This window comes from Vibrio sp. MM46 (assembly GCF_027587135.1).
In the GTDB taxonomy this organism is placed as follows: domain Bacteria; phylum Pseudomonadota; class Gammaproteobacteria; order Enterobacterales; family Vibrionaceae; genus Vibrio; species Vibrio harveyi.
In genome coordinates this window covers 1-16,683 of record NZ_JAPPTO010000032.1, presented here as the reverse complement: position 1 = coordinate 16,683, position 16,683 = coordinate 1, and the positions used below count along the sequence as shown (strand labels likewise).

The following is a 16,683-nucleotide window of genomic DNA, read 5'->3' as shown; positions in this document are numbered from 1 at the left end:
AGTGAACTTTGAACTCTTTTAAGCAATATAGCCGCTTGTTGCTCGGAGCATTACTGGTTCTGTTATCACTAATACTGATCTTTGTTGTTGGGTATGCACAAGCATTGAAAAGCTATCAACAGCAGAGCCGTGATGCGATTTTAGCCCAAACAGAAGCCGCCCGAATCGGTATAGAACAAGTTCTCAGTTCCGGCGTGCCGCTTCAGGACTTTGCTGGTCTTGAGAAAGTGCTATCGCCAATCGCGAAAGCGGATTCTTCTGTGGTTGATATCCGAGTGATTTCTGGGCAGCAAGAGCTATATCGCTACACCGATGACAACTTTGTTGGCAGCTTAGTCACCATCCCTTTGAACAATAAATTCGCTCAAGTTGGTGCTTTGGAGATTTGGCTGAGTGATGAAGAAATCGAAAGGAGCATCGATAGGCACTTCCAGCCGATGGTGCTGCTGGTGGTTTTACTGACCGCTGCGTTTATTTTCTTTGTGTTGCGTAGCCAAAACCCCAAGATTTACTTCACTGCATTTGGTGGGGTGTTCTTAGCCATGTCGGCGAGCGTGCTGTTGATGGTCGGTGCATTGTACAAATCCGGCTTGGAGCACAAGGCGGATTCCATGGCGAACATTGTTACTCAACGTTTGGCCCCAGTACTGAATGCAGGGATCAGCTATCGTCAAGTGAGTGGCATCGATGAGATGCTAGACAGTTTTCGTCAGTCAAACCCAGAAGTCTCTTCCATTTCTGTTGCTCAGGGATCTGAGTTGATCGCCAAAAGTAAAGTGCAGAACAGTATGTCAGTCGATGAGATGGCCGCATTTCTTGTCAGCGATGCGAAAGGGAACGAGGTGACGGTCGCTTTTTTCCCTAAAGTACTGTTTGCGCAGTTGGTACGTACACTAAAAAACTTTGCCATTCTATTTGCTGGTTGTGCGTTCATTTGCTTTGCTTTTATTCGCTTGCTGAGCCACTCAGAGCAACAGCCAAAAAACGATATTGTACTGGCACAGGTTAAGCCGTTGCTGTTGGTTACGGTGCTGATGGAATCGTTAATGGCGCCGGTTTTACCTCAGTACTTAACGCAAATCGCGGTAGAGAATGGCGCGGGTGAAAGTTGGTCGTCTTACTTCTTTACACTCTACTTTGTCGGCTTTGCTGCAACGCTATTGCCTGTTTCGCGTTTAGTTGAAGTGTTTGATATTCGCAAAGTACTTGGCGTGGGTATTCTGTTATCTGCGGCTGGCTGCCTGTTGCTAGCGTACGAGTCCCAGTTAGCGATGGTGCTTATTGCGCGATTCACCTCTGGCGTTGGGCAAGCGACGATCTTTATTGCCGTTCAAGGTTATATTCTGCGTTGCAGTGATCAATCTAACAAGACACAAGCCGCAGGCATCATCGTATTTTGTTTCAATGCTGGATTCATCTCTGGTGCGGCAATCGGTGCCTTGTTGGCTGATACCGTAGGCGTGCAAGGCATCTTCATGCTGTCGGCTTTAGTTGGTGGCCTGATGTATCTGTTCGCGTTGTCGCTGCCGTCGATGATTCCTCAGGGGAATGCTCAAGGTTCACTCAAAGAGAACCTGATGATGATGCTAAAAGATTCCGCTGCTTTGATGCGTGTACCGTCATTCATGCGCACCATGTTGCTTGTTGGTATCCCAACCAAAATGATGCTAACGGGTGTCGTATTCTTTGCTGTACCAATCCTTCTTTCTGATGTCGGTGTCGAGCGCGAAAGTATTGGTCAGGTGCTGATGGCTTATGCATTCTCTGTGCTTTTCATTAGTGGCAAGGTCTCACCAATGATTGACCGTATTGGCTCTGCAAAATGGGCGCTTTGCTTAGGAAGCATCGTTGGCGCTGTTGCTTTGGCCATTCTTTCTGCTGCCTTCTTATTTGAAGACATAACCTATCTTGTCCTCGTCGCAACGTTCGCAATGCTAGTCATGGGCGTTTCACACGGCTTTATTAATGCCCCAGTTGTGACTCATGTGGTGACCACGACTCAAGGTGTGAATGCCAACTCAGTAGCTTCTACTTATCGCTTTTTGGAAAGGCTAGGTCATGTGTTGGGTTCGGTCGTTGTCGGTGCTTTGCTTACTCACCTTGGAACGGACTACGCATTCTTTGCGCTTTCAGCATTCTTTACCTTAGCTGGCTTGTTGATGCGGTTGTTTGACCGTGGTGCACAAAAGGAGGCGAAAGCATGATTCGATTGATTTTACTTTTGGTACTGGCTGCATCCTCATCGGTGAGTTTGGCGGATTGGCCTGAGTGGTTGGGTGAACACTTACAAGCTGAGAAGGCGGTACAGTGGGAAATCAATGCTAATGACAGCGATGTATTGTTCGCCCCACGTGGTGAACATCCGATGGTTTGGGTTTTAGTTTCTCGAAAAGCGGACTCGTATGATGTTGCGTTGTCGACCATCTTAAAAGTGTTTCGCAGAGAAATGCCTAACGTTTCATTTCGCGCTTTCCTTTTACCTAAAAGACAAGAGGAACTGGTTGCTTGGACGAAAGCTGCCGATATAAAGGCGAACATGATCTACACGGTTGGATCTCGTGCGACCGTCTCACTGCATAAGATTTACGCTGGAGGTAAGCTGCCGGTTGTATCGGTGAACGCAAAAGATCCGGTGTTACTGGGCCTGACGGATAACTATCACTCAAGCGGCAACAACTTTGCTTACACCTCCTTGAATTTGCCTGCTGATATTACGCTGAGCTTTTTACGTCGCTTTAAACCAAGTCTGACTCAAATTGGTGTGTTGTACGCTAAGTCGAACACCAGTGCTTATCTCACTCAGTTTTTGCCACTTCAAAAAGAGGCTGAGAAGCAAGGAGTGACAGTCTTTCCTATCGAAGTTGACGAGAATAATCCTGAGCTTGCCCTCCAGTACGTGATGCAAACCACCGTTGAATCGATGAAGGTCAACGATGGCAATTTACGTCAATCCTTGCTTTGGCTAACGGGTAGCTCAAGTCTTCTTAACCGACTTGATGAGATCAACCTGTATTCGGAGCAGCTTCCTCTGTTAACCGCAGTGCCTGATGCGGTTAATGGCACGCAACAAAGTGCGCTGATGTCTGTTGGCGTAGGGTTTGAGAACAACGCTCACCAAGCGGCACTTTACGGCATTGAAGTACTTAAAAAGGGCGCAGCACCTGCCTCTCTGCCTGTGGGCGTGCTGTCGCCACCAGACATCTCGATTAGCTTTAAACAAGCAGGCCGCGTTGATACGCAGCTTCCGTTTGTACTGATTGAAATGGCCAGCGATATCTATTCGCAAGATGGCAAGCTAGTGCGTTCTGCAGGCATGAGCATGGAGAGCCATTAACCATGATACGTGTCGTTTTTATTGCCGTTATGTTGACCGTGCTGAGCCAACCTGCTTTGGCCTATCAGCGTCCAGAGCGATTACTACTCGCAACCCAAGAATGGTTTCCTTATCAGTACCAAGAAAACGGGGAAATGAAAGGGCCGGGGATAGAACGAGTGAAGTGTGTCATGAGAGTGATGGACCAGCCGTATCAGCTCACGATGACTAAGTGGGATAGAGCTCAGCTCATGACAGAGGTTGGCTCACAACATGGTTTCTTCCTTGCGTCTCGTAACAGTAAGCGTGATGAGTATGCCGATTATTCTGCGCCACTTGATCAACAGAATTGGAGCTGGTTTTCGCTATCTGATTCAACAGAGTTAGACAACGCAATGTTCAAATCTCAGGTCGAAGTCGCAGCACTATTTGGCTCAAATAAATGGTTTTGGCTACAGAAAAACGGTTACAGCGTGAGTAAAAAGCCAAGGACGCCAAAAGCCCTAATTGAGTTGATGCTGAACGGGGAAGTCGGAGCGGTATTGGGCAATGACGCTGTCATTGACGAGACGATAAAAAAAATGGGTATCAGTTATCGAGCGATTTCTCGGACACGGGTTAAATCGAATCCATTGGGGGTGTATTTCTCCAAAGCATTTACTAAGAAATACCCCAACTTTCTTAATGAATTTAACGAGGCGGTTTCTCAGTGTCGTTAACTCCAAATATTGAATTTATTGAAGGTCAGTCAAATGCCTCTATCGATTAGAATTATTAGCTCTCCAGATGGTGAAAGCATCGCCCAATGGAATCAAGCATTTCCAGAAGATGGTGGAGATATCGGGCGTGCGTTTGGCGCGACGCTACAACTTAATGACGCAAGTCGTGAGATTTCAAGTACCCATGCGACGATTCGTAAGACCTCGCGTGGATACCAAATCATGGACAACAGCACCAATGGCCTTTACATCAATGGCTCTGATGCGCCTTTGGGCAATGGTAACCAATCGACATTAAGTGATGGTGATGTTCTTGATATTGGCCGTTACCGATTGCTGGTTTCTTGTTTCTTCCCTGAATCAGCGAAAGCGCAAACCCAGCAGCATCACTCTGATAGCTCTCGACTAGGTGATGATCCGTTTAGTACTGAATCAACACCTTTTATTCAAAGTATTCCTGAAGTCGATGAAGCGCCAGAGTTCACCATCTCGGCAACAGATGTGGTGGGGGATGACCCATTTGCGAATGATGCCTCAGTTAAGCAAGAGCAAGCGCCTCACTTTAATCTTGATTTTCAGACGGATGAGGATGACCCGCTGAAAGACAGTGATTTTCGTGCGTCATTTCCAAACCATGAAGTGATGGCGCCTCCCTCTTTCGCTCAAGAAGAGTCACCAGTTAACCAATCTCAGTTTGCGGTTACTGAGTTTAAGAAGCATGAGCAGCGCTTACAGGAATGCACGGACAAAGCATTAGAAATGGCATTGGCAAGGTTGTTGTCTGACATTTCTCCGAATGCGATGGAGTCGATGTTTGATGATTTGTCGGGCAACGGCTTTTGGTCTCGTAAGCCGAAGTACTGGGATATGTACAAACGCTATTTCAACCGACAAGTAGAGAATCGCGATTGGCAAATTAAGTTTCAAGCGTACTTCAGAGATGCAATGCGTATGCAAAAAAACTTCGAAGGGGATCAGTAATGGTACGTCGTTTATGCCTAATGTGTATCGCCCTTATGATGTCAGGGTGCAGTTTATGGAGCGATGAGCTGGTTGAGCCAAAACTGGTCGTTGATATTAAAGCTGCGACCAATATTAACCCTAATGTTGAAGGTAAGCCTTCTCCGGTAGAGCTCCGAATCTATCAATTGACGAATAATAATGCGTTTGAACTCTCTGATTTTATTCAAATTTATAATGATGACCAAGGCGTATTGAAGGCCGAGTTGGCCGTTTCTCGCCAGTTACCAAGCATTTTGCCAGGTGAAACTCGTCAGGAAATTATCCCACTTGGTAGTGGCGTTAAGTACATCGGTGTGATTGCGGGTTTTGCTGATTACAGAGAGGCGAAGAACAAGGTGATTTATAAGCCGCTAATTGTGAATTCAGCGGTTATCAGTATTGAAATTGATGGCATTAATCTGTCTGTGTCAGGGGAAGAATAATAATGGATAATAATAAAGTCGTGTGGAGTGAGGGGATGTTCCTTTCCCCTCAGCACTTTCAACAGCAAGAGCGCTATGTTGAACATTTTACTCGCGAGTTCGCCGGACAAATTAGCCCTAATGCTTATGGATTGACCTCGCTAGAGCTTGACCGCTCGATGTTGAACATTGGTAAGGTTTCGGTGCGTCGTGCTAAAGGTATTTTCCCTGATGGAACGCCATTTGAAATTGAGCAAGCACTCGTGCTCGATGTGCCGAAAAATACCAGTCATAAGAAAGTGTATCTGGCCCTTCCGGTTTCAAGACCGGGCACTATTGATGTTGGAGAAGATGCGCGTCTTAGACACTCTTCACAAGAGCACCCTGTTTACGATACCAGCCGAGAGCACAGTGACCCGGTTCAGTTAGAGCTAGCAACATTGAACATTCAGTTGCGTTTAGAAGGTGATGAGCTAAAAGATTTTGTATTGATATCCGTTGCTGAAATCAGTGAGCACAAATCTGAAGGTGTTGTTGTGTTGAACCAAGCATTCGTTCCCCAATGCTTGCAGTTTGCCGTATCTAGCTACCTAACCGATAACGTTGCTGATCTATTTGCACAAGTACAATACCGTTCCCGAGCGATACATACTCGTTTACAAGCGGAGTCCAGCAGTAAAAGCTATCAGTCTTTGATGCGTGACTACTTGTGGCTGCAAGTACTGGGTGCTTGGATGCCAAAGCTTGAACAATGGAGCCTAGATGGCTCGTTGCTGACACGTCACCTCTATTTAGAGTGCGTTTCGATGGCGGGGCAGATGCAGGGTTTAGAAGGGAAGATGCCAAAGTCTTTCCCTGCATGGAACCAAGATGCGTTATACAGCATTTTCTCGACCGTGTTTTCTGAGTTATTGGTGTTGCTGCGTGAGGTTCAGATAGATAATGTATCAACATTGAACTGGGACAAGCAGCTGTTCGTGAGCCGCCGCTTACTACGCACACTGGTCGATGATCGCAGCCTATACAATCAAGGGCGCTTTGTGTTGGCCGTTTCCTCGTCTATCGGTGCTACTCGACTTAGTGAAGAGTTTCCTCGTGCTGCGAAGCTAGCAGGGAACAGTGATATTGCCGGTTTAGTGCGTAATGCACTTTCAGGTGTTCTTTTGCGCCATCTTCCTTATGCACCTTCTGAGCTGAAGTCTTTGAATGACGCCGCTTACTTCGAAATCGATACTAAGTCTGAATTGTGGCAAGCGTTGATCAAACGTGATGAGGCGATCGCTCTTCATATTGATGAAAGAATTGATGATATCCACGTCGATTTTCATGTGATCAGGTAGGTTACGGATGGGCGGATTATTTAACGAAGAACCGACGGTTCAAATTCGACGAGTGACATCGACCGAATCACCTCAAAAGCAGCATCAGTTGCCACCCAAAGCGGATACTTCGGGTACAGAGCGATTGATTGAGAATCTTGCCATTTATGGTAGCCCTTTAATGAATGCGGCAACGGAGCTGTTGGGTATTTTAGTGACGATTAAGCGTCAAGGTGCGCCGAGAGACATCAACCGTTTTCGTCAAAAACTTTTGTACGCCATTGATGCGTTTCGTTTGCGTGGTCTGCACTTGGATTACCACCCAAGCGTGATTGAAAAAAGCTGCTTTGTGTTGTGCGCGGCATTTGATGAAGCTGTGCTGTACACCGCTTGGGGAGAGCGTGCCCGTTGGGAAAATCATTCGTTGTTGAGCAAGGTGTTTTCGCAGCGTGATGGCGGAGAGGCCTTTTTTGTGTTGCTAGATAAGGCCAGCCAGCAGCCGAATAAACTTGTTGATTTTATTGAGCTTCAGTACGTGCTTTTGGCTTTGGGTTTCAAAGGGCGCTTTCGCCATGAAGACGAGAGCCAATTGCATGATATTACCGCTCGTGCGTACGGCCTCATTCGCCACTATCGCAGTGAAAGTCCTTTTCCGGTACCGCAAACACCAACGTTAATCGAAGGTAAACGCCCGTGGCTAATGATCAGTATGGGCAAAACGTTAGGCTTGGCTTGTTTGGTTCTGGCATCTGGGTATGGCTTTACTGAATATTGGTACAACAGCCGCGTGCAGCCGTTGTTGGCACAGTTTAGCGCGATCGATATGTCAGACGTCAACCTGAAGAAAAACAGCAGTGACTTAGTGTACTTAAGTTCCGATGCGGATTTGGGGCGACAGAGTGAAAGCCTAGAGGAAGAAACGGGAATGAAAGGAAAAGTGGTCACTCAGCAATGGGAGATCATTCTCGCGGTATTTTCTCGGGCGAGCGACGCACTTCGTTTATCGACAGAACTCAAACAAGCAGGCTATGAGTCTTTTACTCGTGAGACGGAACATGGTGTTGAGCTTTATCTTCACGCAGGTGACGACTTAAACACCATTCGTAAGTTGAAAAATGAACTCAATGTTCGCTTTGGTTTGAACGCCACGATTAAAAGAGCGCTGAAATAAGATGTTTAAAAAGATATTTTCTATTTTCTTGGTGATTACTGCCATTTTAGGGACGGTCGCATTTTGGATAACGGCATCAGAAGAGCAACCAGTCTGGATAAAGTGGGGAATGCTCGCTGTCACCGTCGTTATTGTCTTCTTTACATGTGTTTGGTGGTGGAAACAGCGCAAGCTTAATCAAACAGAGAAAGAAGAGCATGACCAATACGTACTGCTTAAACAAGACACACGCGTGATCCAGCAGCTGTTTCGTATCGCAACGAAAAAGATACAAGGACAGGCTCGTAACAAGCTAGAAAGTCTTTACAGTCTGCCTTGGTACCTAGTTCTAGGTGGTGAAAAAGACGCGAAAAGTGCCATATTGCTACAGAATGGTTTTGAGCCAGTTAACGAGCGCTACTTGGATGAAAGTGATACGGAACAGTACCTACGCTTTTGGAGCAACGATAACGCAGTCGTTGTGGAAGTCGGTCATCGTATATTTGATAACGACGGTATTGACGAGTCACTTTGGCAAGTACTGGCGAAGCAATTACTTAAATACCGTCCGAGGCAAGGGCTGAACGGCATTGTGACGGTTATTGGGTGTGATCGCCTAATGACAGGAGACAAAAAAGAACGTACTAGGCTCTCAGGCATCTATCAGGAGGCTGTGTTGTCGATGGGCGCAGAGCTTAGCTTAAACTTGCCTGTTTACGCCGCTTTCTCTAAAGCTGACTCGATTGCAGACTTCACTGGTTTCTTTGAGAGCTTCACTGCATGTGACTCAGAAAATCCTTTTGGTATTACCTTTGAGTGCGATGTTTCGCGCCGTTATGACAAACAGCAGTTTGAGGCAGAAAGTCACGCGTTGATTCAATCCATTGCGGGGCAGCAGTTTGAGTTACTGAGAAATGTCAGCAGTGACAAGTCGAGCTCTATAATCGCTTGGCCATATCAGCTAAGAATTTTCCTAGAGCGCGTCAACGAGTTTTTGAGCGAGATTGGTCGCGAGAACCGTGTCCGAGAAGCTGTATGGATCCGCGGCGCTTATTTAATGTCATCCGGACAAAAAGGCATTGAGCATGATCTACTAACGCAGGTAGTGGCCGAACGTGCTGAGTTCAACACTAATAATCAGGTTGAACAGCAGCCAAATCGTCGTGGTTTCTTCACTCAACGTTTGTTCAATAAGGTCATCTTGCCGGAGAAGAATATCGTCGGTGTCAATGAATGGCGTCATGCGGGTTATCTTGTATTTCGAACCGCTGTTCTAGTATCCGTAGCTGGGCTGATTTCTATTGCAGGTCTGAAGTTACAGGAAAACTGGAATGTTGATGAAGATTGGCGCACAACGGCTCTATCTCAAATTCGTTTTTATCAAAACGATGTTCACAAGCTGAGCAATGACAATTCTATGTCGGAGGTTGTGGCGGTATTAAGAGAACTCGGCGACGTGGTTGCTGAGGGCGTTCAACCTAAACCGTGGCATGAGAAAGTCAGTATTAAGCAAACAGATACGGCCGAGAGTGTTTACTCTGCTTATGAAAAACAGTTGCACCAGATAATGCTGCCAAAGCTCGAAGGGCTGATCAGCAGCGAGCTGTATGTTTATGTGAACCTTGGTAATCCAAGCCGAATCTTTGAGATTTTGCGTTACTACCAGATGTTGTTTGACCGAGAGCAACTGAACTTTGCGGAACTACAAACTTACTTGCTTGATAGCTTGAAAGACCAAGGTGAGCTTTCTCCGGACGAGCTTTACTCTTTTTCTCTTTTAATCGAAGACTTGTTTAAAAGTCAGTACGACAAGCAGCTACAACCGAACCTAGACCTGATAGCTGTTGCAACGAACAACCTTGAAGGCTTGTCGCCAGAGCGACTGATTTATGCGCGTATTAAAGAGATGCCAGAGTACCGTACTCAAGTGGATCTCCGAAGCCAGCTCGGTGAGAAGTTCGATAGCTTGTTTGAGTTTACTAATGATTTCCATGGCTATCTGATCCCAGAAATCTTTACTAAGCAGGGCTATAGCCAAATTGATTTGACGGCAAAATCGCCTCTGCTTAGAAGCTTGATGAGCGAGTTTAAAGCGATTCAAGGTGATATGTCTGGCGCATCAGTCATTGAGCTTAGAGAACTGAGTAAACAGGTTCAACGTCTGTATTTTGCCGATTACATCTACTACTGGAAAGACCTAGTCAACAACATTCAAATCAAGCAGTTTGGCGATGCTTCAGGACTCAGCTATGCACTAAGGAACACACGTTCTCCGGCTACGAGTCCACTACTTGACGTATTGGATGCAGTTGTGGTGAACACAACATTGGCTGTCGCCGATCAACCGGATACGAAAGGACAGAAGCGTGCAGCCGGTCAACTAGGATTGAAGAAAGCGAAAAAGGTGTTGAATAAAGCCGACAAAGTAAATCGAGCAGTTGGCGATAACCTGTTGAGGCTGCAACCTTCATTCGTCGTAAATGAAGCATTTTTGCCTTTTTCTAGGTTTGTGAATGGGAACGGTAAAGATAAGGATACACCACTGGAGCAGTTGATCGTTCAAGTTGATGAGGTTAACTCGTTTTTCGATGCCGCATTGTCTAGTTCAAACCCAGGTAAATCATTCCATGCTTATGCCATCGCTCATGCGCAAGGTAGTAGCGATCCTATCGTGAACTTCCGTCAAGCTGGCAGTAAGGCTCCGAACATCGTCGCGTCTTGGACGAAGAGTCTCAGTGAACAAGTTTGGAAACAAGTAGTGAATGGCAGCGTGGTGTATCTAAATACACAGTGGGATGAGCAAGTTTACCAGTTTTATGTGTCTGCCATTGAAGGACGATTCCCATTTGATCAACATGGTCGTGGAGAAGTGAGCTTAGATGACTTTTCTCAATTCTTTAAACCAAGTGGCCGTGTGGCTCGCTACATAGAAGAAACCTTGAAGCCGTTTGTTTACTGGGATAACGGCAGGCTCAAGCTAAACGAAGTTGACGGCTTAACGCTACCAATAAACTCAAACACTCGTGAGCAACTTGAATTAGTTCAAAAACTGAGTGGCATTTTCTTCGGTTCTTCAGGGGATGATCTTGGGTTAAGGCTTGAAGTGAAAGCGAGCTCAATGAGTACCGACGTGACGGAATTCCGCCTACGAGAGGCTGAAACGATTTACGACTACAAACATGGTCCAAGAGTGTGGCGCGAGATAACTTGGCCAACCGCAGGAGTGGATGGTTATTTGAGTGCAGAATTCTACAACGGTCAGAATCGAGTCGCACAACAATCATTTACCGGTCAGTGGGCGTTGTTGCGCGCTATTTTTGCGAATAAGAGCAGTGCTACATCGAGCCGCTTGATTCGTAAGCTCAACTACAAAATTAACCAAAACAACATCGTATTGGATTACACGTTGCGTGATTCAAAACAACCATTGGATAAATCTTTATTTGTTCAATTCTCGTTGCCTAAGCAGCTTTAAGGTTGTCGATGTTGAAAGCAGTGATTGAACCGCAGGAACGAGTGCGTTGCCAAGTTTTGGCGACTCACTCCCGTGCACATGAAATCAGTAACGACTTGACCCACTACACTAAGCAATTTGATTCGGCAGAGAGCCTGCAAAGAGAATGGGTTGCTTTGCAAGAGTGTCAGGGCGTTCAAATACAAAAAGTAGTGGATGTCGACTGGAGCAAATTGCAGCTAAAGCTGGAGTTTGATCAAAGTGCGATACCGCTGATTGAGTTTGAGCCTAAGGATTTGGCGTTATTTGCTTCGCTTTTGCCTAGTGCGGTTCAAGCGATCAAACACTGCCATAGCAAGGGGTGGGTACATTGCGATATCAAACCATCGAACCTGCTTTATGTACCTCAATTGCAACATATTCGATTGATCGATTTCGGTGCTAGTTGTCGGACTGGAACTTCTAGGGAAGCACTCTCTGATTGGCAAGCAACTCTAATGTTTGCTTCGCCAAATCAAAAGGGTGGGGAAGGTCTGGTAGAAACGGGGGACGACTGGTTTTCACTGATTCAAATCATCGATCAGGTCATGCCATATGGGCATGACTACTCAATAAAGTCAACGCTTATTCAGTGGCGAAAAGCCCTGAGCCTTGAGATTTAGATAGAAGGAAAGCTAATGAATAAAAAACAGCTTGCTGCAGCCAATCTTGACTTCGACGTGTCGTCAATCAAAGGGACGGATGGAAAATTAATCCCTAACTTAGGATGCGCTATAGAAATTGAGCAATGGTTGAAAAAACTGTCTCTAGCATGTGGGAGAAGGCATTCTAACAGAGCCCTACCTTATTTAGAAAAAGCGATAGATGTTATATATTCTGAGGTTGAGGCGGAATTGTATCGTCAGTCGGGAAACAACAGTAGCGCCTACGAAGCTAGCGCAGTTACTAAGCATCCTGTATGGCAGTTTTTTGTAGAACGAGTGACGAAAAAGTTTGGTAGTGTTGTTAAGGTGATTCAACCACACCGTTCACCAACGGAATCTGTACGTTCGAAACTGATTAATCGTACTTTCTTCCAAATGTTGCATAACAAGCATGAAGTTTTGAAGCGTTCTCATAGCAGTATCTTAGCATCAGGTGAGCTTGGTCAAGCCAAGGTGGAAATTCTTGATGCACAAGTTAATGCTTTACGAGATGCCTACTTTAATCATGCGAAGTGCAACGCTGAACTTTGGCCTGCTATAAATGAACTGTTTCAAAAAGGAAATACCCGCTCTGTTGAGGGCAAAGCAGATCTTGAAGGCGGTTCACTGACATTCGAAGCCTCACAAGCACTATTTGCTGAAGCAAAAGTCGAGTTTGAAAAAACTTGGGACTTCGGAAAAATGAAAAACCAAATTAAAGCATCGGCTGAAATTGGTGTCCGAGAGACCAGCAAATTTAGTGCTAGTGCTAAGGTTAACAAAGGCGCTTTAGATGGAATCGGGCACAGCCGAGATCTTTTTGGTGCGAATAAAGATAAAAGTACTAAATCGGACTTTTCAGTTAATAAATTAACAGGGAATCCTACTTATAGCATCGATGATTCTGTAATTACTACTCAAATTATACCTGGTATTGATTTAGAGGTTGATGCAGTACTTGCTGCTCAGATGGGCATGAAACTGACGGTCTCTCATGAACTCTCTGTGGCTGACTTTATGGCTCTAAAGAATGAGGGAGAATTATTTGTTGGAGCAACCGCAAAAGTTCAATTCACTGGTGCAATAAATAGCGCCAATATGTTTTCTGGAAACGAAGTCATAAAAACCAAGTTTGGTGCAAGTGCTTTTGTTGGTGCTAAAGCGAGTGGTACAAGCTCTTTCACTTTGAAATCTCGCGGAATGAGTATGCTATCAGGCAGCGTCACTGGCACCGCATCAGCCGGTTTAGGTGCCTCCGCAGCTTTGGAAGCCATTGTTAAGGGGTCTGGAGACTTCACATTTAAGGCTGGAGCAGGTGCGACGATGGGGGTAGGAACCAACATAGAATTTGGAAGTATGGTTAACCCGATGCTACTCAAAGTGCTCCTGTGGGATTCGTTCGGTCAGCACCTACGTTCGAAGCAGACTAAGCGTAAACAGGGAATTAAATATAACAGAAACGTCAACCAGGTTGCATTGAGCCGCTGTGAAGAAAGTATTCTGTCGTCGTTGAACTTGATTGAAGCGGACTACCGAGTCTTAGCAGAAGAGATCTGGCGGATTCCAACCTTTACAAATGTATCTATGAAGGATGAAGTCACCACGATCCATGATCGTATTGCGAGCCCTGATAGAAATGTAATGGATAAATACCTAGAAATGCTTGGCGTCAATGATGCTATCAACATGAGCCCTGAGGATATTGCCCAAGCGGCTGTGGATATTGATAATCAGGCGCGCTTTAATCAATCGCAAAACATGCTTCTTAAGCAGGCAAAGAAAGCGGCTTCGAAAAAAGGTTCTAAATCACTTTCCGGAGGGCTGGCTTTAGTGGGAATGAATGTTATGAATCCAACAATGGGGTTACTAGCTGTCAAGCCTTAATAACTCAGAGTGGCGGGATATCCCGCCCCTTTGAGTTATTGTTATAAATTAAAGCGTGTGATTCATAGACATCCTTTCATCACACTGGATGTCTATGGACAGATAGGTTCAACAAAGATTACGTTGGGTAAAACTCTACCAAAAGTGTCGTGATGCGAGCTTGTTTTACCGCTGTTGTGGTATTTGAATATCAACATTTCGCAAGTGGGTGACCCTATATTTAAACGATAGTTTATCGGGCTTAAAAAACATTAACCGAAAAACTCATTCTTCTCTTAATATTAAAGAGTTGATTTTGAATAGAAACCTTAGAGCAAGAAGCCTCTAATCTGAATTGGCACGCCTTCATAACTTTCATTTCAGCACCGAAATCATCCATGACGTGCTTGCTAGCCACCAATACCGTCACTCTCATTGCCACTTACCGTAGGAAGCAATGATTTCAGTGCTATGAAAGGTCAACTCTTGGCAATAGAGTTCAGATGGATACTTGCAAAGTCGCTCTTAGAGTTTATCAATACACGGCAATAGTACGTGTTTTGTCGAGCTATTCACACCGTACAGCAACTAACACGCTAGACTTTCATGAGTGTGTAATCGACGAAGTGCCTGTTCCAATTTAGAGAATTCAAACAGACAGGGGGTAAGAGTTCCTTGCAGTGCCTGTATCAAGAGATACTCAAAGAGTATGGGATAGTTTCTCTTGGATAAATCAGTTTCACCGCACCTCAATGGCAAGATTGAGTGGTCTCAGAAGACTTACAAATATGAGTTTTACCTAACAATAGAGACCGAACTGACAAACTTGAATTGAGATAGAGGCAGATGAGCGGATGCTGAATTTTATCGAGATGCGGTAAATATAGAACTGACGGGCTTACTACGCCTACTTACGGGGTTATTGTAATTGATATGAGAGAACTGTGCTCAAGTCTTAATGATAAGGGGGACATATTTCGCTGCATTAAATCGGACTTCATGTCCTATTTTTCTTGAGCTTTACTACAAAGGTGAGTACTAATATAGGCTTCCTTTCGAATTAGATATTGAGATATTTTTGCGATGGTTTCTAATTGATAAACCTAGCGTAATCATATGCTTGATGCTATTTAGTGCGAACGCATTATTTTTAGATCAATGCCTAGTGCAGTTTCGGCAATGTTGATTTCTACTTACGAAATGATAATTTCAAAAGCTACGTCCAAGTGATATGGAGGAAATGTATTTCACCTGTTAAATGCATAGTCTTGTGATTTTTAGGGAGAGAGTGTGGCTAAGTAAACTCTAATTAGATATTCAGAGAATACGAAGATTTTTTGTCAGAATTATACTTTTTGAAGGATATTGGTGATAAATTATAAACTTAATCTGTCAATTTTAATAGCATATCATATCTTTTTTGATGATAATCTTGGTGTAACAAACGTTATTTAATGGAGTAAAAAATGAAAGTTATAAGTGCTTCACTTGCTGTTTTGCTTTCGTTGCTTGGATGTTCAAATATTGAACAGTACGAATATAGAGGTTTTTTTACATACGGGCATGAAACATCTGTTTTTAGATCATGTAATGATATGCGATACTTCTGGTTAAACGGCGAAAGTGTTAATAGAGGTATTATAGATAATGCCTCTTTAGAGCTTGCCGATAAGGTTAACGAACCATATCAGGCTATTTATATTAGATTCAACGGCTTCATTGAAGATAGAGAACCTGTTGGGTTTGAGGATGACACTGATGGCTTAATATATATGACAGAGCTTTTGGAGTATTCAGAACAGATTCCTGAAAGTTGTAATTGATTTTAGGGTAAATTATTGTATAGGCTTCTATCGAAGCCTATACAAATTTATCGTTTATTAATTGTCAGTATCAACATTTACAATAAAAAGTTTCCCAAAATTTTGTTGTTGAACAAGCTTCCAAGGAGGGTTTTTAACAATAACATTTCTTACACCTAACTTTGAGTAATCTTGAGGTAAGTAAGTCCAACCCGTGTATTGATCGGGGTCAAACTTTCTATAGGTTTGTGATTGCCCTAATGTTGTAATTTCTTGTTTTACTTTAGTTTTTTTAAAAAGCGCATCCTCGTCCTTTTTAACTTCATCAAGATACGCTTGCATTTGTTGTAAGAGCTTTTTAACTTCTTCTTCTCTTTTCTTTTTGGGCAAGGTTTCAAACATCTCATCAATTTCAGATGTATCAAACTCTTGACTGCTTGCCCCTCCATGAAAACCGATGATGGCTTTATTTGATATGTATTTATATCTTCCGGAAGTGAATATGTAGTTTGCACAAGAAGATAAGCAATAATCTTCGACTTCCACGTCTAATTTTTTGTCAAAGACCCATTCACCTAAAGCGATCCCTAATTCGACATCTCCACCATCACTGGTAATTGAAAGTGTCTTTGGTTTAACTTTTGAGTCGTTATATACCTTAAAAACAGACTCATTCCCCTCTGGTGTTAGTGTTCCAGTGTAGTAAATTTTATCGTTTTCAAGGAAAACGCGAGTTTCCGTTTCTTGATTAGCAAAGATAACAGGACTTAAAGATAACAATATTGCAACATTTATTATTTGTTTTTTCATAAAATAACCTTATTGAATGAACTATTGAGGTAGACATTATTTAGGTTAGTTAAGTTCCCATTGTAGAATAAATTTTAATTTTGTCGTCGATAAATTTCTTTTGTAAGCTGGCGGTAAACACCCTATTGCAATAAAAAACGGAAGGT

The 16,683-nt window shown here is 44.0% G+C and carries 12 protein-coding genes; 11 read left to right on the top strand and 1 reads right to left on the bottom strand.

Annotated features, from left to right (window positions below; genetic code table 11):
• Positions 1 to 8: 8 nt before the first annotated feature.
• The 11 genes from OH459_RS24605 to OH459_RS24555 all read left to right on the top strand — a co-directional run bounded on the left by OH459_RS24605 (position 9) and on the right by OH459_RS24555 (position 15,748).
• Positions 9 to 2,204 (top strand): MFS transporter, encoded by a 2,196-nt coding sequence (locus tag OH459_RS24605; RefSeq protein WP_047515429.1) that lies wholly within the window; start codon positions 9 to 11, stop codon positions 2,202 to 2,204.
• Positions 2,201 to 3,334, top strand: coding sequence for an ABC transporter substrate binding protein (locus OH459_RS24600; RefSeq protein WP_017188814.1), 1,134 nt, complete (start codon positions 2,201 to 2,203; stop codon positions 3,332 to 3,334). Before OH459_RS24605 ends, OH459_RS24600 begins: the two co-directional genes overlap by 4 nt.
• Positions 3,335 to 3,336: 2 nt before the next feature.
• Positions 3,337 to 4,032, top strand: a complete 696-nt coding sequence (locus tag OH459_RS24595; protein WP_017819257.1) for a substrate-binding periplasmic protein — start codon at positions 3,337 to 3,339, stop codon at positions 4,030 to 4,032.
• Positions 4,033 to 4,065: 33 nt separating this feature from the next.
• The gene (locus OH459_RS24590) at positions 4,066 to 5,013 is read left to right on the top strand and encodes a type VI secretion system-associated FHA domain protein (RefSeq protein ID WP_017188816.1); all 948 of its coding nucleotides are present in this window, start codon (positions 4,066 to 4,068) and stop codon (positions 5,011 to 5,013) included.
• Positions 5,013 to 5,477: a type VI secretion system lipoprotein TssJ gene (gene tssJ, locus OH459_RS24585; protein ID WP_017188817.1), complete on the top strand. Its 465-nt coding sequence runs from the start codon at positions 5,013 to 5,015 to the stop codon at positions 5,475 to 5,477. The genes OH459_RS24590 and tssJ overlap by 1 nt, the downstream gene beginning before the upstream one ends.
• A gap of 2 nt (positions 5,478 to 5,479) precedes the next feature.
• Positions 5,480 to 6,796 carry a type VI secretion system baseplate subunit TssK gene (gene tssK, locus OH459_RS24580; RefSeq protein WP_029790791.1) on the top strand — a complete coding sequence of 439 codons (1,317 nt, stop codon included), beginning with the start codon at positions 5,480 to 5,482 and terminating at the stop codon, positions 6,794 to 6,796.
• Positions 6,797 to 6,803: 7 nt separating this feature from the next.
• Positions 6,804 to 7,946 (top strand): type IVB secretion system protein IcmH/DotU, encoded by a 1,143-nt coding sequence (gene icmH, locus OH459_RS24575; RefSeq protein WP_010446946.1) that lies wholly within the window; start codon positions 6,804 to 6,806, stop codon positions 7,944 to 7,946.
• Between the two features lies 1 nt (position 7,947).
• Entirely contained in the window at positions 7,948 to 11,400 is a 3,453-nt protein-coding gene (gene tssM / locus OH459_RS24570; protein WP_269989200.1) for a type VI secretion system membrane subunit TssM, read from the top strand.
• An 8-nt stretch (positions 11,401 to 11,408) separates the two neighbouring features.
• Positions 11,409 to 12,041, top strand: a complete 633-nt coding sequence (locus tag OH459_RS24565) for a protein kinase domain-containing protein (protein ID WP_017188820.1) — start codon at positions 11,409 to 11,411, stop codon at positions 12,039 to 12,041.
• 15 nt (positions 12,042 to 12,056) lie between these two features.
• Positions 12,057 to 13,946 carry a hypothetical protein gene (locus tag OH459_RS24560; RefSeq protein WP_079325403.1) on the top strand — a complete coding sequence of 630 codons (1,890 nt, stop codon included), beginning with the start codon at positions 12,057 to 12,059 and terminating at the stop codon, positions 13,944 to 13,946.
• A gap of 1,445 nt (positions 13,947 to 15,391) precedes the next feature.
• The gene (locus OH459_RS24555) at positions 15,392 to 15,748 is read left to right on the top strand and encodes a hypothetical protein (protein ID WP_017188823.1); all 357 of its coding nucleotides are present in this window, start codon (positions 15,392 to 15,394) and stop codon (positions 15,746 to 15,748) included.
• A gap of 57 nt (positions 15,749 to 15,805) precedes the next feature.
• Here the strand turns inward: OH459_RS24555 and OH459_RS24550 are convergent, their stop codons facing one another.
• On the bottom strand, positions 15,806 to 16,537 hold the full coding sequence (locus tag OH459_RS24550; RefSeq protein ID WP_269989196.1) for a peptidase: 732 nt from the start codon (positions 16,535 to 16,537) through the stop codon (positions 15,806 to 15,808).
• Between the last annotated feature and the right edge of the window lie 146 nt (positions 16,538 to 16,683).

Coding starts and splice junctions, on each gene's coding strand:
- OH459_RS24600 (WP_017188814.1), top strand. CDS start 2,201: ATGATTCGATTGATTTTACTTTTGGTACTGGCTGCATCCTCATCGGTG.
- OH459_RS24595 (WP_017819257.1), top strand. CDS start 3,337: ATGATACGTGTCGTTTTTATTGCCGTTATGTTGACCGTGCTGAGCCAA.
- OH459_RS24590 (WP_017188816.1), top strand. CDS start 4,066: ATGCCTCTATCGATTAGAATTATTAGCTCTCCAGATGGTGAAAGCATC.
- tssJ (WP_017188817.1), top strand. CDS start 5,013: ATGGTACGTCGTTTATGCCTAATGTGTATCGCCCTTATGATGTCAGGG.
- tssK (WP_029790791.1), top strand. CDS start 5,480: ATGGATAATAATAAAGTCGTGTGGAGTGAGGGGATGTTCCTTTCCCCT.
- icmH (WP_010446946.1), top strand. CDS start 6,804: ATGGGCGGATTATTTAACGAAGAACCGACGGTTCAAATTCGACGAGTG.
- tssM (WP_269989200.1), top strand. CDS start 7,948: ATGTTTAAAAAGATATTTTCTATTTTCTTGGTGATTACTGCCATTTTA.
- OH459_RS24565 (WP_017188820.1), top strand. CDS start 11,409: ATGTTGAAAGCAGTGATTGAACCGCAGGAACGAGTGCGTTGCCAAGTT.
- OH459_RS24560 (WP_079325403.1), top strand. CDS start 12,057: ATGAATAAAAAACAGCTTGCTGCAGCCAATCTTGACTTCGACGTGTCG.
- OH459_RS24555 (WP_017188823.1), top strand. CDS start 15,392: ATGAAAGTTATAAGTGCTTCACTTGCTGTTTTGCTTTCGTTGCTTGGA.
- OH459_RS24550 (WP_269989196.1), bottom strand. CDS start 16,537: ATGAAAAAACAAATAATAAATGTTGCAATATTGTTATCTTTAAGTCCT.